This window comes from Oscillospiraceae bacterium (genome assembly GCA_025757685.1).
Classification (GTDB): domain Bacteria; phylum Bacillota; class Clostridia; order Oscillospirales; family Acutalibacteraceae; genus CAG-217.
Genome location: CP107220.1, coordinates 1,571,179 through 1,590,190 on the forward strand (window position 1 = coordinate 1,571,179; position 19,012 = coordinate 1,590,190).

Annotated in this window: 13 protein-coding genes and 1 other annotated feature; all 13 genes read right to left on the reverse strand. The window is 56.3% G+C overall.

Going from position 1 to position 19,012, the window contains the following annotated elements; genetic code table 11:
- Positions 1 to 15: 15 nt before the first annotated feature.
- Positions 16 to 1,752 carry a 2-isopropylmalate synthase gene (gene leuA, locus OGM59_07345; protein UYI91768.1) on the reverse strand — a complete coding sequence of 579 codons (1,737 nt, stop codon included), beginning with the start codon at positions 1,750 to 1,752 and terminating at the stop codon, positions 16 to 18.
- 58 nt (positions 1,753 to 1,810) lie between these two features.
- Positions 1,811 to 2,045 (reverse strand) — a binding site (T-box leader).
- A 61-nt stretch (positions 2,046 to 2,106) separates the two neighbouring features.
- Positions 2,107 to 2,748: an orotate phosphoribosyltransferase gene (locus OGM59_07350; protein UYI90517.1), complete on the reverse strand. Its 642-nt coding sequence runs from the start codon at positions 2,746 to 2,748 to the stop codon at positions 2,107 to 2,109.
- A gap of 167 nt (positions 2,749 to 2,915) precedes the next feature.
- Positions 2,916 to 4,028, reverse strand: coding sequence for a 5-methyltetrahydropteroyltriglutamate--homocysteine S-methyltransferase (locus OGM59_07355; protein UYI90518.1), 1,113 nt, complete (start codon positions 4,026 to 4,028; stop codon positions 2,916 to 2,918).
- 94 nt (positions 4,029 to 4,122) lie between these two features.
- Positions 4,123 to 5,028, reverse strand: a complete 906-nt coding sequence (locus OGM59_07360) for a LysR family transcriptional regulator (GenBank protein UYI90519.1) — start codon at positions 5,026 to 5,028, stop codon at positions 4,123 to 4,125.
- Positions 5,029 to 5,196: 168 nt separating this feature from the next.
- Complete coding sequence (gene gpmI, locus OGM59_07365; GenBank protein UYI90520.1) at positions 5,197 to 6,726, reverse strand: 2,3-bisphosphoglycerate-independent phosphoglycerate mutase; 1,530 nt, start codon at positions 6,724 to 6,726, stop codon at positions 5,197 to 5,199.
- Between the two features lie 83 nt (positions 6,727 to 6,809).
- The gene (tpiA, locus tag OGM59_07370) at positions 6,810 to 7,577 is read right to left on the reverse strand and encodes a triose-phosphate isomerase (protein ID UYI90521.1); all 768 of its coding nucleotides are present in this window, start codon (positions 7,575 to 7,577) and stop codon (positions 6,810 to 6,812) included.
- 40 nt (positions 7,578 to 7,617) lie between these two features.
- The gene (locus OGM59_07375; protein UYI90522.1) at positions 7,618 to 8,817 is read right to left on the reverse strand and encodes a phosphoglycerate kinase; all 1,200 of its coding nucleotides are present in this window, start codon (positions 8,815 to 8,817) and stop codon (positions 7,618 to 7,620) included.
- Between the two features lie 205 nt (positions 8,818 to 9,022).
- On the reverse strand, positions 9,023 to 11,308 hold the full coding sequence (locus OGM59_07380; GenBank protein UYI90523.1) for a leucine-rich repeat domain-containing protein: 2,286 nt from the start codon (positions 11,306 to 11,308) through the stop codon (positions 9,023 to 9,025).
- Between the two features lie 265 nt (positions 11,309 to 11,573).
- Positions 11,574 to 13,355 (reverse strand): phosphoenolpyruvate carboxykinase (GTP), encoded by a 1,782-nt coding sequence (locus tag OGM59_07385; GenBank protein UYI90524.1) that lies wholly within the window; start codon positions 13,353 to 13,355, stop codon positions 11,574 to 11,576.
- Positions 13,356 to 13,486: 131 nt separating this feature from the next.
- Positions 13,487 to 14,497, reverse strand: a complete 1,011-nt coding sequence (gene tsaD, locus OGM59_07390) for a tRNA (adenosine(37)-N6)-threonylcarbamoyltransferase complex transferase subunit TsaD (GenBank protein UYI90525.1) — start codon at positions 14,495 to 14,497, stop codon at positions 13,487 to 13,489.
- Positions 14,494 to 15,900, reverse strand: coding sequence for a hypothetical protein (locus OGM59_07395; protein ID UYI90526.1), 1,407 nt, complete (start codon positions 15,898 to 15,900; stop codon positions 14,494 to 14,496). The genes tsaD and OGM59_07395 overlap by 4 nt, the downstream gene beginning before the upstream one ends.
- Positions 15,893 to 16,363 carry a ribosomal protein S18-alanine N-acetyltransferase gene (rimI, locus tag OGM59_07400; protein UYI90527.1) on the reverse strand — a complete coding sequence of 157 codons (471 nt, stop codon included), beginning with the start codon at positions 16,361 to 16,363 and terminating at the stop codon, positions 15,893 to 15,895. Before rimI ends, OGM59_07395 begins: the two co-directional genes overlap by 8 nt.
- Positions 16,350 to 18,956: a DNA polymerase I gene (polA, locus tag OGM59_07405; protein ID UYI90528.1), complete on the reverse strand. Its 2,607-nt coding sequence runs from the start codon at positions 18,954 to 18,956 to the stop codon at positions 16,350 to 16,352. The genes rimI and polA overlap by 14 nt, the downstream gene beginning before the upstream one ends.
- Positions 18,957 to 19,012: the final 56 nt, after the last annotated feature.

The following is a 19,012-nucleotide window of genomic DNA, read 5'->3' on the forward strand; positions in this document are numbered from 1 at the left end:
CTTGCCCTTTCTGTCTTAGCAAACCTCAAAAATGCCGGGCATGGTATCGTCCCGCATAGTATCCGGTTGGTCACGGTTGATGGCGCAGATAATGCCCTTCATGGACGCATAACCGATGTTGTGGCTGACGCCGATACCGAAAATGTCCTTGCCCTGTGGGTTCTTTAAGTGAATATAGCTGATGGCCTTGGAGTCGGAGCCCACGGAGATGGCGTGCTCGCTGTAATCCACAAACTGGTAGCTGGCCACCTCGGTTTGGTTCATAGCGTCGCAGAACGCAGCCACCGGGCCGTTGCCGTTGCCCTCAATCTGCACCGGCGCATTGTCCTTGTATTTCAGCTCGCCGGAGAAATGCACATGGGTCAGATCGTCCTGCTCGTTCTTCTCCTCGCTGATCTTGTAATTCACCAGGCGGTAGGGGCCGCACACATTGCGATACTCCTGCTGGAACAGGTCAAAGACCTCCTCCGCTTTCAGTTCCTTACCCTTCTCGTCGCAGGCTTTTTGTACCACGGCGCTAAACTCCGGGTGCATGGACTTAGGCATCTTGATGCCATAGTTGTTGGCCAAAATAAAGGCAGTGCCGCCCTTGCCGGACTGAGAATTGATCCGAATGATGGGCTCATACTCTCGGCCCACATCTGCCGGGTCGATAGGCAGGTACGGGATCTCCCAATAAGGGGTGCCGCTTTCTTCCATATAGATCTTGCCCTTGTTGATGGCATCCTGATGAGAGCCGGAGAATGCGGTAAACACCAACTCGCCGGCATAAGGCTGGCGGGGCGGCACCTGCATCTTGGTGCAGCGCTCATACACTTCCTTGATTGCATTGATGTTGTGGAAATCCAGCTTAGGATCTACCCCCTGGGTCCACATATTCAGCGCCAGGGTCACCACATCCACATTGCCGGTACGCTCACCGTTGCCAAACAGGGTGCCTTCCACACGATCGGCGCCGGCCATCAGCGCCAGCTCCGTAGCAGCCACGCCCTCGCCCCGGTCATTGTGGGGGTGCAGGGAGATAATGGCCGCGTCCCGGTTGGGTAGGTGACGGCAGAAATACTCGATCTGGTCTGCATAACCGTTGGGAGAGGAGCCCTCCACAGTGGAGGGCAGGTTCAGGATAATGGGGTTCTCCTTGGTAATATGCAGCTCCTCCATCACCCGGCGGCAGATCTCTACCGCATTGTCCATCTCCGTACCGGTAAAGGACTCCGGCGAATACTCAAAGCGAATGTTCATCTCCGGGTGGCGCTTTTTCTCCTCCTCGGTGAGTTCATAGATCAAGCGGGCGCCGTCCACAGCGATCTGAATCACGCCGTCCATATCCGTCTTAAATACCACCTTGCGCTGCAAAGTGGAAGTGGAATTGTAAAAATGCACGATCACATTCTTGGCGCCGTCAATGGCCTCAAAGGTCTTTTTGATCAGGTGAGGGCGCGCCTGCACCAGCACCTGAATGGTCACATCGTCCGGGATATAATGGCCGTCGATCAGGGTACGCAGGATCTCATACTCCGTCTCGCTGGCAGAGGGAAAGCCCACCTCGATCTCCTTAAACCCAACTTCAATCAGGGTCTTAAAATATTCCAGCTTTTCCTCCAAATTCATCGGGTCCACCAGCGCCTGGTTGCCGTCACGCAGATCTACCGAGCACCAAATGGGCGCATGGTCGATTACATGGTTGGGCCACTGGCGGTCCGGCAAATCAATGGGGGTAAAGGGCTTATACTTCTTGTAGCCTTGGTTCATCATCACAGTTTCTCCTTTCTCTGTTGGGGAGGCACAAACAAAAACTGCGCCCCCAATGGATAGGGACGCAGTATCTATGCGTGGTACCACCCTACTTCAGCAGAAAAAATCTGCCCTTTGGCATCAAGCAATGCCTCAACCGATAACGAGGTTAAACGGCTCTTCCTATTGATTTCTATTCAGAAGAGCAACTCCGCAGAGAGCTATGCACCTATGTTCCCTGTGCGGCTTGCACCGTCCGCCGCCTCTCTGTGCAGGAAAACGCAGGTCTTTTTCTGCTTCACAGTCTTTTGTGGGTACTGTATATTCAGTAAGATTATTATAACACGCGCGCCGATTTTGTCAACCCAAATTTTACAGTTTGGAGTAGCCGTAGCCGTTCATAATGGCGTCTACCGGCTGACCGGCCTTGCACATGGGGCAGTCCTTGGCGGCTGTATAAGAATAATTGGGCAGATCCTCCGGGGTAAACAGAGTGTTGACCTCCAGCCCGCACAGTTCCTTGGCTGCGCTGAACACGGAGGAAATGCCAATCACATTGCCGCCGTAATACCGGGCGCTCTGTACCGCCCGCTCCACCGTGCGGCCGCTGGTGATACAGGAGATGAGCACCACCACATTCTTGCCCTGGATCATCCGGCGCAAATTGTCCCGAAAGATCATATTGCCCTGGGTGTCATACTCCGGACCCAACACATAAACCTGCAAGTCCGGGTTGGGCGCCAGCATACTGGGGCTTGCCAGTTCCTGAGCCATATAAGCGCCCAGCGCCTGGGTCTCATACAGGCACAGCACCGTGTCCACATCCATATTCCGCACGCTGTAATACTCGGCCAGCAGCTTGGCAGCCTCCACAGACACCACCCGATTATGCTTAATGTCCGAGGTGCCCACATAGTAATTCAGGTGGGCGGAAGCGGTTACATAATGGCCGGGAATCGCGTGGATAAACACATCTTCATTTCTGTTACAAGGTATTGTATAAATCTGGCTCATTGGCACACATCCTTTCTATCCTTATTGTATCTGATTTTGCTCCGCCTTGCAATAAAAAAAATTAAAATCCGGGGAAGATTACACTACAAAAGGTCAAATTGGTGGCAAAAATAAAACAAACGGCAAGGACTCCCTTGCCGTTTTGTGTGATTTTGATAAATTTGATCTTACCAAACCTGCCGGGCGACGGTGCGCACCAGGTTCAGCTTGGCCCACTGCTCATCATCCGTCAGCTTGTTGCCGATCTCGCAAGAGGCAAAGCCGCACTGGGGGCTTAGGCACAAGTTTTCCAGGGGCACCAGCTCTGCTGCCTGGGCGATCCGCGCTTTTACCGCCTCCGGATCCTCCAGCACCGGGGACTTGGTGGTCACCAGGCCCAGCACCACTTTTTTGCCCGGGGCAACAAACTGCAGCGGTGCAAAATCGCCGGAACGGGCGTCATCAAACTCCAGATAAAAGCCGTCCACATGCGCCTTGGCAAACAGAATGGGTGCAATAGGCGCATAGCCGCCGGAGCTGGCCCAGGTGGAGTGATAATTGCCCCGGCACACATGGGTGGTCACCACCAGGTCCGCCGGCTTGCCCTCCAGGGCAGCATTGTTTAGTTGCAGGTACTTCTCTGCCTGGTCCTCCAGCTTAGCGCCGGTACTTGCCAGGAACTGCTGATACCCGGCGTCGCAGAACATACCCCAGGTGCAGTCGTCCAACTGCACATTGCGGCAACCGGCGGCATACAGATCGGCGATCACCTGGCGATACGCGGCGGCAATATCGGAAAGCAGTGCGTCATCGTCCGGATAAACCGCGCGGGTGGCCTTGCCGTTATCCTCCCGGAACAGCTCTGCATACAGCTGCGCCGGTGCGGGAATGGTCTGGCGGGCAACGGTGTTGTCATCTTCAAACTGCTTTACAAATTTAAAATGCTCCACAAAGGGGTGATTCTCGCCGCTGATCTTGCCCACCACCTGCACAGAGCCGGGGGTGGTCTCCTCCCCGTGGAAAATATAGCCGTGGTCCAGGGTGATCTCCTGCAGTCCTTGCAATCCCCACATAAAGTCCAGGTGCCAATAGCTGCGACGGAACTCGCCGTCGGTAATGGTGTGATACCCGGCGGCTTTTTGGTGAGAGATCAGCTTGCGGATCTCCCGGTCCTCCACTTCTTTCAGCCCGGCAGCGTCCAGCTCACCGGCGGCGAAAGCGGCGCGGGCGGCCTTAATGGGCGCCGGGCGCAAAAAGCTGCCTACAAAATCATAGCGAAAAGGTGCGTTCTTGCTGTACATATTTTTGTCCTCCGTTTGGTTGTTGTCGTTGCTTATAGTATAACGGAGGTTTTCGCTATTGTAAAATACGGATATTCAGTTGTTTGCCATAGCTTCAGTCTATGGGCACATACTGCTTCAAATTTTCAATATACGCCCGGCACAGGCTGCCCGGCTGCACGCCGGCCGGCAAAACATAGCCGATCTCCATGGGCGCCACGCCGGTGAGGGGCACGGCTACAATATTCTCGCCGTTCAGCTTGCTGTCGATCACGCCGCTGCACACGGTGTAGCCCTGCAAGCCGATCAGCAAATTAAACAGGGTGGCGCGGTCCCGCACCCGGATATTTTTGCTGCGCACTGCCGGGCTGAAGATCTCTTCCGAAAAATAAAAGGAATTGTGGTCCCCCTGCTCAAAGGACAAATAAGGATACTCCGCCAAATCGTCAAAAGACACTGACCGGGCACCGGAGAGCGGGTGATCGCTGCTGAGAAACACATGCGCGTGGGCGGTAAACAGGGGCGTAAAATCCAAATCGGCTCCCCGCAGCAGCTTTTGCAGCGCCGTGCGATTAAAGTCATTGAGATACAACAGGCCGATCTCGCTTTTGCGCTGTGCCACATCCTCAATGATCTCATAGGTTTGCGTCTCTCGCAAAGAGAAGTCGTAGCGGTCGCCGCCCCGCTCCCGGATCAGGTCCACAAAGGCGTTCACCGCAAAGGAATAGTGCTGGGTAGACACACAAAAGGCCTGCTTGCGCACCGGGTCGCCCTTGTAGCGGCTTTCCAGCAGCGCCGTCTGCTCCAAAATTTGGCGAGCGTAAGACAGGAACACCTCGCCTTCTTTGGTCACGACCACGCCCTTATTGGTGCGGTGGAACAGGGTCAGGTGCATTTCGCTCTCCAACTCCTGAATGGCGGCACTCAGGCTGGGCTGGGCCACAAACAGCGCCTTGGCCGCCCCGCTGACGGTACCGCACTCCGCCACCTTGACCACATATTCCAGTTGTTTTAATGTCATAGCCATCTCCCCTTTGCCATTATTATACGCCATTCGGCACCCGGGTGTAAAGGTTAAATCTATGGCAAAGCGATTCAATGTTCCCGGTTGCAGCAACCCTTCGTCGCTAACCATTTATAAAACGAAAAAGCGGCGGTGCAAGTGCACCGCCGCCAAAGGGACTTAAAATTACTCTACGATAGAGGTACCGGTCATTTCTGCCGGCTGGAGCAGACCCATCACCTTGAGCATGGTGGGAGCAATGTCGCACAGCTTGCCGCCCTCACGCAGGGTGCAGGGGTAGTTCACCACGATAAAGGGCACCGGGTTGGTGGTGTGGGCCGTGAACGGCTCGTCGTTCTCGTCCAGCATCTTGTCTGCATTGCCGTGATCGGCAGTGACAAACAGCACGCCGTCCATATCCTTGACCGCCTGAACCAAGCTGCCAACGCAGGCGTCCACCGTCTCCACAGCCTTAACGGCGGCGGGGATAATGCCGGTGTGACCCACCATATCACAGTTGGCGAAGTTGACAATCACCACATCGTACTTGCCGCTGCGCACGGCCTCGTTCAGCTTTTCAGACACCTGGGGTGCGCTCATCTCCGGCATCAGGTCAAAGGTTGAGATCTTGGGAGAGGGCACCAAAATGCGATCCTCGCCCGGATACGGCTCCTCTGCACCGCCGTTGAAGAAGAAGGTCACATGGGCATACTTCTGGGTCTCGGCGATTCGCAGCTGGGTCTTGCCCTGCTTGGACAGGTACTCGCCAAAGGTGTTCTCCAGGCTCTCCGGACCAAAGGCCACATGCACGCAAGGCATCTCCGCATCATACTGGGTCATGCACACAAAATAGGGGTTCAAGGCGCCACCCTTGCGGTCAAAGCCGGTGAATGCCGGATCCACAAAGGCGCGGGTAATCTCCCGGGCACGGTCCGGCCGGAAGTTAAAGAAGATCACGCTTTCGCCGCTGTGCACACGGCCCTCGTTGCCAACAACGGTGGGCAGCACAAACTCATCGGTCAGGTGCTTTCCGTCCTCGTCCACCGTCTCATAAGACGCACGCACGGCCGCCACCGCGTCCGTAGCCTGCACGCCCTCGCCGTACACCATAGCGGCATAGGCTTTCTCCACACGGTCCCAAATATTATCACGGTCCATGGCGTAGAAACGACCCATCACAGAGGCGATCTTACCAACGCCCAGTTCGTTCATCTTGGCCTGGAGCTGTTCCAAATCCTCCGCTGCAGAAGCGGGGGGCACATCACGGCCGTCCAGAAAAGCGTGCACATACACCTTGGAAACGCCCTGTTCCTTGGCCATCTCCAGCAGATTGTACAGATGGGTTATATGGCTGTGTACGCCACCGGGAGACACAAGGCCCATCAGGTGCAGGGCCTTGTCCTTGGCATTCTCCATGGCGCCAACCAGCGCCGCATTCTTATAGGCCTCGCCGTCGGCAAACGCCTTGGAAATGCGGGTCAAATCCTGGTACACCACGCGGCCGGCGCCCATATTGGTGTGGCCCACCTCGCTGTTGCCCATCTGGCCGTCCGGCAGGCCCACATCCATACCGGAGGCGCCGATATAGGTATAAGGGCACTCGGCCATCAACTTATCCAAATTGGGCTTCTTGGCCATGGCAATGGCATTGCCATGCTGGGACGGGTTCTTGCCGAAGCCGTCCATAATGCAAAGCACATAAGGTTTCTTAGACATAGTAATAACTTCCTTTCACGGATAAAGTGACAAAGCAAGAGGGAGCAGCGACCGTCGCCGCAACTCCCCCCAGCCATTGATTTTTATTTAGAAGCAGCCTTCACGATCACGGAGAAGTCCTTGGCCTTCAAAGAAGCGCCGCCGATCAGTCCGCCGTCTACATGCTCCTTCGCCAGCAGCTCCTCTGCGTTGCCGGCATTCATAGAACCGCCGTACTGCACCACAAAAGCATCTGCAGCAGCCTGGCCGTACAGCTGAGCGATAACGGAACGGATGTAACCGTTCACCTCATCAGCCTGATCCGCCGTAGCGGTCTTGCCAGTGCCGATGGCCCATACCGGCTCATACGCGATGATCACATTCTTCAGCTCTTCCGCGCTGACGCCCTGCAAAGCGATCTTGGTCTGCATGCCGACCACCTCAAAGGTGACACCCTGCTCGCGCTCCTCCAGCACCTCACCAACGCAAAGGATCACTTTCAGCCCATTGTCCAGGGCAGCGCGCACACGCTTGTTCACGGTCTCGTTGGTCTCGCCAAAATACTGGCGGCGCTCACTGTGGCCGATGATCACATAGGGCACGCCCATGGCCTTCAGCATGGGAGCGGACACCTCAGCAGTGAAAGCACCTTTCTCTGCCCAGTGGCAGTTCTCAGCGCCCACCTGAATGTTGGAGCCTTTGGTGGCGTCCAGGGCAGCCTGCAGATCCACAAAGGGTGCACAGATGATTACATCGCAATCCGCGTCTGCCACCAGGGGTTTCATCTCCTCCAGCAGAGCAGTGGTCTCTGCGGGGGTGTTGTTCATTTTCCAGTTGCCGGCAATGACGGCCTTACGAAGTGCTTTGTTCATAATTCACTTACCTCTTTTATAGAAAAAATAGATTTAGCAATTAGTCCTTATCCTGCAATGCAGCGATACCGGGCAGCTCTTTGCCCTCCAGGAATTCCAAAGAAGCGCCGCCGCCGGTAGAAATGTGGCTCATCTGATCGGCAAAGCCCAGCTTGGTCACAGCAGCCACAGAATCGCCGCCGCCGATAATGGAGATGGCGCCGCTGTCTGCAATAGCCTTAGCCACAGCGATAGTGCCGCTGGCGAAATTGTCCCACTCGGACACACCCATGGGGCCGTTCCAAATCACAGTGCCTGCGCCGTCAATGGCGTCAGCAAACAGCTTCTCGGTCTTGGGACCGATGTCCAGGCCCATCCAGCCGTCCGGAATATCGTCGGACTTGCAAACCAAAACCTCGGTATCCTCTTTATACTCTTTGCCGCAGCGATTGTCTATGGGGATCAGGAACTTCACGCCCTTATCCTTGGCAGTCTGCATCATCTCGCCGGCCTTGTCCACCCAGTCAGCCTCCAGCAGAGAGGTGCCGATGTTGTGGCCCAGGTACTTCATAAAGGTATAAGCCATACCGCCGCCGATGATGATGGTATCGCACTTGTCGATCAAATTAGAAATCACACCAATCTTGTCAGACACCTTAGCGCCGCCCAGAATGGCAACCAGCGGGCGCTTGGGATCTGCCAGTGCGCCGCCCATAAACCGGATCTCCTTTTGGATCAAATAACCGCAGGCAGCCGGCAGGTAAGAAGCCACACCGGTGGTGGAGCAATGGGCACGGTGTGCGGTGCCGAATGCGTCGTTCACAAACAGGTCTGCCAAAGAAGCCAGCTCCTTGGAGAAGTTCTCCTCGTTCTTGGTCTCCTCTGCACGGTAACGCACATTCTCCAGCAGCATCACCTGGCCGTCCTGCAAGTCGGCAGCCATCTTCTTAGCATTTTCACCGACCACATTCTCGTCCTCAGCCAGCGGCACATCCACGCCCAGGTACTCGCTCAGGCGCTTAGCCACGGGAGCCAGGCTGAACTCAGGCTTATACTCGCCCTTGGGTCTGCCCAGGTGGGAGCACAAAATCACCTTGGCGCCCTGCTCCATCAGGTACTTAATGGTGGGCAGTGCAGCCACAATACGCTTGTCATTGGTGATCTCGCCGTCTTTCAGCGGAACATTAAAGTCGCAGCGTACCAGTACGCGCTTGCCTTTAACATCCAAATCTTCAACGGATTTTTTGTTCAGTGCGTTCATAAAATAACAACTCCTTCAAGTTAATCTGTCTTCTTAGAAAAGTCTGATATTTTTACCGATACAATTATAGCCGATTTGCCCCTATATTGCAAGAAAAAATTGGTCTCTGTCTGCAGATTTGTTATATTATTCACAACTTGCCCGCCGCTATGCAAAATCTTGTGCAAGGTGCAACAGACCGGCGGAGAAAATCCGCCGGTTTTTCTTATTTCTTGGTGGTCACGCTCTTGGCCTTACTCCACCCGGAGTAGAGCTTTACATTTTTGCCGTTCACCTTGACGGTCTTATAAGTGCGCACGCGCACATAATATTTCTTCTTGGCGGACAGCTTGCTCACACTCTTAGAAGTGGTCTTATTCTTGCTGATCGTCACCGTCTTGGCTTTCTTAAACTTACTGCTGGTGCTGTACTGCGCCTGGTAGCCGGTAGTTTGCGTCGCCTGCTTTTTCCAAGTGACCTTAAAACCTTTCTTGGCAGCTTTCACCTTAGACACGCTGGTACCCTTGGGGTTAATGTTATAGGTCATGGACTTACTGCCGCTGTAATTGCCCTTGAGGGTCACTTTTACGGTATATTTGCCCACATTCTTCATGCCCTTGGGATAGCTGACGGTATAATCCGTACCATTCTTCAGGGCTTTGCCCTTACTGTCTTTTACAGTCACAGACGGTTTTTGCACCTTGCCGTTGTAGGTATAGGTAGTGGCAGACAGCTTCACCTCGGTGACATGGGCAATGGTGCGGCTATCCTCCAGCACCCAGTGGCAGCGTATGCAATAGGTCATCACCGAGCCGTCATACTGAAAATCAGCCGGGTACAGCGCCTGCACCGGCTGGTGGCCCAAGGGCTGTATGGTCTCCGTCTTGGTGGCACTGCAAGCGGTGCAGGTATAAGTCTTGCTTCCGGCGTTCTCGCAGGTGGCCGGGTCGGTAGAAGTCAAAGCAAAGCTGTGGGTATGATTATAAAGAATATTATTGGCCGCCGCATAATCAGCAAGCGCGCCGGTAGCAGGACCGTACAGCACAAAGTCCGAGGCCATATAGGCAAACACCCGCTCGCCCAGGGTCTGCACGCTGGCAGGCAGGGTCAGGGACTTTAACTTGCGGCAACCGGCAAAGGCCTCTCGCTGGATCTCCGTCAGCGCCGTACCCTGCACCTTCACCGTTTGCAGGTCCGTGCAACCGGCAAAAGCGTCCTTACCGATGGACTGCAAACCGACAGGCAAGGTAACAGACTGCAACTGCTCGCCGTAGTAAAAAGCATGGTCGCCAATGCGGGTCACGGTAGAGGGCACGGTCATTGACACCGCCCCCGGCGCATACAGCAACGCCGTGCGGTCTGCGTTATAAATCACGCCATTTTCCGCCGGGAATGCGGCGGAGCGGCTGGTGATCCGGGTCAACTTGGGGCACCGGGTAAAGGCGTACGCCCCCAGCGTGCCCAGCATGGCGGGCAAATTCAGCTGCCGCAGCTGGCTGCAACTGTTAAAGGCGCCGTCGCCAATGGAAGTGACTGTCTCTGGCAGCACCACCCGGGTCACACTGTCCGCATTGCGCAAAAAGCCGTCGCCGATCCCCACCACTGCTTTGCCGTCCACCGTGTCCGGCACAATGAGGGTAGTGGGCATGGTCTTGCCGTCATACTGATACACCGTCGCCCCTGCAGCAGAGGAGCGATAGCTAAACAGAGAGGTCCGGGACTTGATCTCATAAGGGCGCGGCGCCGTAGCGTCAAAACCGGCCTCAATTTGGTAATAAGTGCCGTTTGCGCACTGCGCCAATGTGTTCACATGGCCACTGCCTGCGCCGGCGTCTTTGTTGCCGTTGCGAGTCCAGGCGGGCAGCCCCATCAGGCTGCACATACGATTGACCGCCCCGGTACTGGCCCAGCAATCGCCGCCGCCCAGAATCACCATGGACAAATAGCTACTGTAATTGGCGCTGTATTCATACTGAGCAGCAAACTTGGCCGCCGTCTCTGCTTTATTGTAATCGGTGGGATTGGCAGGCAGGTTCTTGGCAATATAGTCCTGCATCACGCTGTCCACATACACCTGGGCATAGCTCTGCACATGCACCGTCACGCGAAAGGTCTTGCCCCCGGCAGTCACCTGCACGGTGCTGTCCCCGGCGGTGTAAGACTCGGTCACCCGGTCCGGCGTCTTGCCAGGGGTAGGTGCGGTGCTGCCCACATTGCCGTACCAGTAGTAACGGGTGCACAGCGGCTTCACCAGTCCGGTACTGCTGACCGTGGCGGACTCCCCTGCCGTTACCCGGTAAGCGGCCTTGTCAGCGCCGGTGACCTTCAGCTGAAAGCTGGCGGGGTACGCTGCCGGTTGGCTGATCTTTTCTCGGAACTCCTGGTTCAAAAAATATACCGTTACCGTCGTGGCATTCACGCTCACCCCAGCGGCCATGGCCGTCGGCGCGCCGGTAAACACCGTTGCCAGCAGCAAAAGTGCCGCCAGCAGTGCACTACTGATCTTTTTCATAATCTCACCTTCCGCCCTCATTTTACCAAATCCCACAGTGGATTGCAAGAAAGAGCAAAGGGCTGCCCTGTGATTGTTTGAATTCCTTATGCGGTGCGATGAAAACATCGCGCCCTACGAAATTCAATTTATTTTATCCCCTCTGTCGCTGCGCGACATCTCCCCGCACTGCGGGGAGTCACCCTTTATAAGGGAGGCAAATCGGTTTACAAACGCAAAAAGAACGGATACCGAAGTACCCGTTCTTTTGATTGATCATCGGAACTTATTTCTCCAGGTTGGCTTTTACGGTAGCCAGCTCGTCGGCCAGTTCCTTAGGCAGATGATCGCCGAACTTTGCGTACAGCTCCTCAACGCCCTTCAGCTCTTCTTCCCAAGCGTCCTTATCCACATCCAGGATCTTGTCCAGCTGCTCCTCGGTCATATCCAGGCCGTCCAGGTTGATATCCTTGGCATAAGGCAGGTAGCCGATCGCAGTCTCCTGCGCATCCACCTTACCCTCGCAACGGTCAACGATCCAGTCCAGAACGCGCATATTGTCGCCGAAGCCGGGCCACAGGAAGTTGCCCTCATCGTCCTTACGGAACCAGTTTACATTGAAGATCTTGGGAGCCTTATCGGGATCCAGGGTCTGGCCGATCTCGATCCAGTGCTTCCAATAATCGCCCATGTTGTAGCCGCAGAAGGGCAGCATAGCCATGGGGTCACGACGAATCACACCAACAGCGCCGGTAGCGGCAGCAGTGGTCTCAGAACCCATAACGGAGCCCACGAACACGCCGTGGTTCCAGCTCTTGGACTGGTACACCAGAGGAGTCAGCTTTGCACGACGACCGCCGAAGATAAAAGCGGAGATCGGCACGCCCTGCGGGTTCTCAAACTCGGGAGAAATGCAGGGGCAGTTCTTTGCAGGAGCGGTAAAGCGGCTGTTGGGGTGTGCGCCCTTCTCGTCGCTGGTCTGGCCGTTCCAGGGATTGCCCTTCCAGTCAATGGCATTGGTAGGCGGATTCTTATCCAGGCCTTCCCACCACACGGTGTTGTTGTCCATATTGTGGCAAACATTGGTGAAGATCGTGCCGCTCATGGTGGACTTCAGTGCGTTGGGGTTAGACTTCATATTGGTGCCGGGAGCCACGCCGAAGAAGCCGTTCTCCGGGTTGATGGCATACAGGCGGCCGTCCGGGCCCTTGCGGATCCAGGCGATATCGTCGCCAACGGTCCAGATCTTGTAGCCCTTCTTCTGATAGCCTTCCGGCGGAATCAGCATAGCCAGATTGGTCTTGCCGCAAGCAGACGGGAAAGCAGCACACAGGTATTTGATCTCGCCTGAGGGCTTTTGCAGACCCAGGATCAGCATATGCTCAGCCTGCCACATCTCGTTCTTACCCAGGTAAGAAGCGATACGCAGAGCGAAGCACTTTTTGCCCAGCAGCACATTGCCGCCGTAAGCAGAGTTCACGGAAATGATGGTGTTGTCCTCCGGGAACTGGCAGATCCAGCGCTTCTCCGGATCCACATTGCACTTGCAGTGCATACCGCGCACCCAGTCGTTAGAGTCGCCCAGTACATCCAGAACAGCCTTGCCCACTCTGGTCATGATGTTCATGTTCAGCACAACGTAGATAGAATCGGTGATCTCGATACCGACCTTGGAGAAGGGAGAACCAACAGGACCCATGGAATAGGGAATGATATACATGGTTCTGCCCTCGTAAGCACCGGCAGCGATGTCATAGAGCATTTTATAAGCCTTAGAGGGCTCCATCCAGTGGTTGGTGGGGCCGGCATCCTCTTCTTTTCTGGAGCAGATCAGAGTTCTGTCCTCCACACGGGCCACGTCGTTCTCTGCGGTTCTGTGCAGATAGCAGTCGGGCAGCAGCTCCTCATTGAGCTTGATCATCTCGCCGGTTTCCACAGCCTCCGCCTTCAGGGCGTCGATCTGTTCCTTAGAACCGTCGATCCAAACGATCTTAGAGGGCTTGGTCAGTTCCACTTTTTCGTCCAGCCACGCAAGCAGGGACTTGTTGGAAGTCAAAGTTGTTTCCATAACTCTATTCTCCTTTAAGTTATTTGCAAAAAATCCAAAAAATCAGTGCATTTTTTGTTACTATCATTATACCAAAAGCGGCAAAAAATTCAATAGATACGGCTTCTAATTAGGACTTTTTCACAATTTTTTCAAAAAGTCGGCCGATCAATTGGCATAGTTGCATAAGCGTTCAGATCCGGTTGTGCGCGCACGCCGGACACATACTCATAGTAGCCCTGGGCGCCCACCATGGCGCCGTTGTCACCGCAGTATTTCAGTGCCGGCAAATGCAGCTGCCAGCCCTTTTGGCGGCACAGGCGGTCCGTCTCTCGGCGCAGGCGGGAGTTGGCGGACACACCGCCGGCCAGGGCAATGGAAGTGTAGCCGTAGTCCGTGGCGGCCTTTTCCAGCTTCTCCACCAGGCAATCGGTAACGCCCTTTTGGAACGAGGCAGCCAGGTCGGCCACCGGCAGGGTCTCCCCCTTCTGCTCCATCCGGTGCACGGTGTTGATTACCGCAGTCTTTAGCCCGCTGAACGAGAAATCATAGGGCGTGTCCAGCCGCGGGTGGGGAAAGGCAAAGGCATTCTCGTCCCCGGTGGGGGCGATCTTGTCTATGCTGATCCCGCCGGGGTACGGCAACCCCAAGGTGCGCCCGGCCTTGTCCAGCGCCTCGCCGGCAGCATCGTCTCGGGTCTTGCCCAGCACTTTATAAGTGGTGTAGTCCTCCACCGCTACAATGTGGCTGTGGCCGCCGCTGACCACCAGGCAAAGAAACGGCGGTTGCAGATCGCCGGTAATGTAATTGGCTGCCACATGGCTGCGCAAGTGGTGCACCGGCACCAGGGGTGTATTTGTAGCCATAGACAGCCCCTTGGCAAAGTTCACCCCCACCAGCAGGGCGCCAATGAGCCCGGGGGCATAGGTCACCGCAATGGCGTCAATCCCTGACATATCGCAATTGGCGTCCGCCAGCGCCTGGCGCACCACGCCGCTGATACTCTCTGCATGGCGGCGGGAGGCAATCTCCGGCACCACGCCGCCGTACAGCTTATGCTCCTCCAGCGAGGTAGCGATCACATTGGACAGCACCTGCCGTCCGTCCTGCACCACGGCTGCCGCCGTTTCGTCGCAGGAGCTTTCAATTCCTAAAATTCTCATTTTTTAATATCCTCTTGGGTCTTGACCGTCGGTATGGTCTGGCCGTTTTTCTCCGCAATGGCCAGCAGTTTTTTCTCCGTCGGGCCGCCGGGCACCAACTCGCCCACATAGTAGGAATGATCCTTGCCGTCCGAAATGGCGTAGCCGTTCTCCACCGGGGCGAATGTGCCGTCCTCGTCCGTCTCGCCCTCGACTCTGTAAACCCGCAGGTTCCGGTTCTCCACCTGCACCACCTGGAAGAGAGAGCCGTCCGGGGAATAGCGCACATATTCCGCGCCAATGCCAAAATTATTGGTAGCCGCATACACAGACAGCAGTACCATTAAAAGCATACCTACAACAGCCTCTGCTACCTGCTTGCCGGTGCGGGCACTCTCATTCTCCCGAGCATAATAGGCTCGGCTTTTTTCGTCCTTGGGATAAAAGCGCTTCATCAAGGGCGTGCCCAGCAGCACCTTGCCGGTACTAAATATACCGATTGCGCTGATCAGCCCGAACAAAATACATTTGGCCGTGCTCACGCTGATCTCCAGCGTACCGATGGGCAGCGTGTACTCCACCAGCCGGGTGCCCCGGAACAGCAGGGCACGCAGGCCGAACACCAGCACCATGGCCACGATCAGCCCCACAACAGCAATCATCCCATTCACCTTGCGGGCGCAGCGCTTATACTGCCGCTCAAAATCCTGCTTGGCTTGCTCGGTTTGGTCCACCACCGTATTGCCCCGGCGCATATAGTCCAGCAGGCGGCGTTCATAAAGGGTGTCCAGTCGGCCCTTAGCCTCCGCCTTTTCCAAGTGCCGCAGCAGCTTGGCGCTGTCCGTTGCGCCGGACACGGCGGTAACCATCGGGTGCGTAGGCAATATGCCCAAGATCTCCTGCTCTTCCCCATCCGGGTCATTGGGGTCAAAGTGCTTGCCTCGCACGGCTTTCATATCCGCCAGGCGGTTGGCTTTCATCTGCGCCAAAAGCTGCGGTTCTGCCGCCCGGCACAAGTCGTAATCGTACTTATGTACCGCCTCCAGCAGCTCCCGCACCAGGCCCGGCACCTCGCCGGTGGTGGAAAAGCCGCTGTGGTAATACTGGTTAAAGTCCTCGATCTCCAGCACATTGAACACATCATAGAGTGTAAAGCGCCCGGCGTCGCCGTAGTCCAGGTCTATGTCCAAAAAATTGTCGGTCAGCAGCATCACCGAGGGCAGATACCGCAGCCGCAGCCGGTATTCGCCGCAGTCGAACACGGCGGTTAAGCGGTAATCATCTGCCGTGTGACTCTCCTCAAAGCCCATAAACCGACCATACAGCCCGGTGGCGGCGCAGTCCTCCACGGCGCTGCGCACAGCGGCGATCATCGCCTTGGTCTCCGGCTCTAATTTATAGAGTTTGTCTTTCTTTTTACCCATCCGGTTCCTCTTTCTTAAAGGTTTTTGTCAGCAGCAGCGCGTCCTCCGTCGGATCCGTATAGAAGTCCCGGCGCCGCCCCACCGGCTGAAAGCCCAGTTCCCGGTACAGTGCCAGCGCCGCCTCATTGGACGGCCGCACCTCCAAAGTCAAAAAATCCAGTTCCCCGGTGGCAAAGCAGGCGCCGAACAGCGCCCGGGCAATACCCCGGCGGCGATAGGTGGGATCCACCGCCACATTGGTGACGCTGCCCTCACCGCAGACCACCTGCACCCCCAAGTAGCCTACCACTTTATCTCCCAGCACCGCCACTAAAAAGCGAGCGCAGGGGCTGGTCAGCTGGGTCTCTAAATCCGCCCGCTGCCAGGGGTGGGCAAAACACAGCTGCTCCAGCCGCTCCACCCCGTCCAGATGCGCCGGGGCAAAGGGCAAAATTTGCAGCTGGTGGTCTTTAATGTGCATCATACCAAGTTTGGCCGATCTTGCCGTCGGCCCGCAGCAGCACCGCCATATCGCAGGCGTGCTCCATCTCCTCCGTTACAATTTGCAGTGCTCGGTCGGCCTCTGCCTCCGGCGCCTCTACGATCAGTTCATCGTGCACCTGGAGGATCAGGCGGCTCTCCATTCCCTCGGCATACAGCCGCCGATCCACCCGCACCATGGCAATCTTAATAATATCAGCCGCAGTGCCCTGGATCGGCATATTCCGTGCCACCCGCTCTCCAAAGGCGCGGAGCATGTGGTTGCTGGCAGCCAGCTCCGGCAGATACCGCCGCCGACCGAACAGCGTGGTGGCATAGCCGGTGTCCTTGGCGGCGTCAATCATCCGCTGCATATAGGCCGCCACGCCCTGATAGGTGTGCATATAGGAGTCAATATATTCCTTGGCCTCTTTGTTGCTGACCCCAATATCCTTGGCCAGCGAAAAGGCGCCGATGCCGTAAACAATGCCAAAGTTCACCGCCTTGGCGCGACTGCGCAGTTGGGGGGTGATCATCTCCGGCGGCAGACCAAACACCTGCGCCGCCGTGGCGGTGTGAATATCCGCGCCACTGTTAAAAGCATCAATCATCGTCTGATCTTCAGCCATGGACGCCAGCACCCGCAGTTCAATTTGGGAATAGTCCGCGTCCACCAGTCGGCACCCGGGGGCGGCGATGAAAAACTTGCGCATTTCCCGCCCCAGATCCGTGCGAATGGGAATGTTCTGCAAATTAGGCTCCAAAGAGGAAATTCGCCCGGTGCGGGTCTCCACCTGATTAAAGCGGGTGTGTATCCGCCCGTCCGTATCAATCACTTTCAGAAGACCGTCGCAGTAAGTGCTTTTCAGCTTAGTCAGTGTGCGATATTCCATGATTTTTTCCACCACCGGGTGGGCAGAGCGCAGACCCTCCAGCACCTCGGCATTGGTGGAATAACCGCTTTTTGTCTTTTTCTTACAAGGCAGACCCAGGTCCTCAAACAGGGCAACGCCCAACTGCTTGGGCGAGTTGATATTAAACTCGTGACCCACCGCCTCAAAAATGGCATCCGTCAAGGTGGAAATGCGGGTGCTCAGCTTCTTGGAGAATGCCTCGATTCCCGCCTTGTCCACATCAAATCCGGCGCACTCCATACGTGCCAGCACACCGGCCAGGGGCAGTTCGATTTCCGTCAACAATTTGCGCTGCCCGGCATCGTCAATCAAAGCGTCCGTCTTGGCAAACAGCTCCGGCAAGATCACCGCCAGCGCCACCGCCGGCTCCTCCTGATCCAGGCTGTTGCGGTACGCCGGCACCGGCACATTGTATTCCAGCGCCAGCTGGGCCAAATCGTACTTGGCGTCCGATGGGCGCAGCAGATAGGCAGACAGCTGCAAATCGCCGCAGATATTTCCGCACCGCACCCCTTGCTTTTGTGCCAGGCGGTGCAGTTCCTTGGTGTTGTAGCCAAAAATGCGCACCGTATCCTCTGCCAGCAGCGTGCGCACAAAATAGCCGAATTCCGGTGTGTCTGCCGGCATTACGAACACCGTGTCCCCCAGGGGGAAGAACAGATCCGTTACCGTGCCCTCTGCCATCTGGGGCACCACATACACATCCCCCGCCTTACGCAAGCGGGTCAGCAGATCATCCGCGTCCACACAGGTGAGCCGCTCCGGCTGGTGGGCAGGGGCAGGGGCTTCCGTCTCCCCGCCGGGCACCAGATCCCGATCCAAATTGAATTTATCAATGAGAGAAAACAGTTCCAATTTGCGAAACAAGGCTACCGCTGCCGCCGGGTCGCCGCCGGTAACGGCATAATGGGCAGGGACAGCATCAATAGGCGCATTGGTGCGAATGGTGCCCAAATTCAAAGAAAGATATGCCTTATCCTTGTCCCGCCGCAGCTTTTCCCGCACGCCGGGCTTAATATCCAGTGTGTCTAAATCCTTGTAAATGGCGTCCAGCGTGCCAAAGCGCTGCACCAGATCCAGCGCCGTCTTGGCGCCCACCCCGGCCACACCGGGAATATTGTCCGAGCTGTCCCCTTGCAGGGCTTTTACCTGGATCAGCGCCTGGGGGGCAATGCCATACTCGGCGGCAATGGCCGCCTCATCGTACACATCGGTCACTGCCTGACCCATTTTGGTACGCGCCAGCAGCACCTTCACCCCGCCGTGGGCCAGCTGCAAAGCGTCCCGATCCCCGGTGGCAATAAAGCAGGCGTCGCCGCTGTCTCGGCAAGCGGCAGCCAAAGTACCCAAAACATCGTCTGCCTCCCAGCCGGGGCACTCCACGGTGGTGTAGCCCAAAGCGGTAAGCAGTTCCTTAAGCACAGGCATTTGGGCCCGCAGCTCCTGCGGCATGGGCTTACGCCCGGCCTTATAGTCCGCATACTGCTTGTGGCGGAAAGTAGGCTCATGCACATCAAAGGCCACCGCCACACCGTCCGGGTGGCAAGTGTCCTGCAACTTAAGCAGAATATTCAAAAAGCCGTAAATGGCGTTGGTATAATAGCCGCTCTTGGTGGTCAGCAGCTTAATGCCGTAGAAGGCACGGTTGACGATACTGTTCCCGTCCAGCACCAAAAGATTCATGAAAGCCCTCCTAAAAATCGCGCTGTGGCCCCGGTCAAACGCCCGGGCGCACTCTG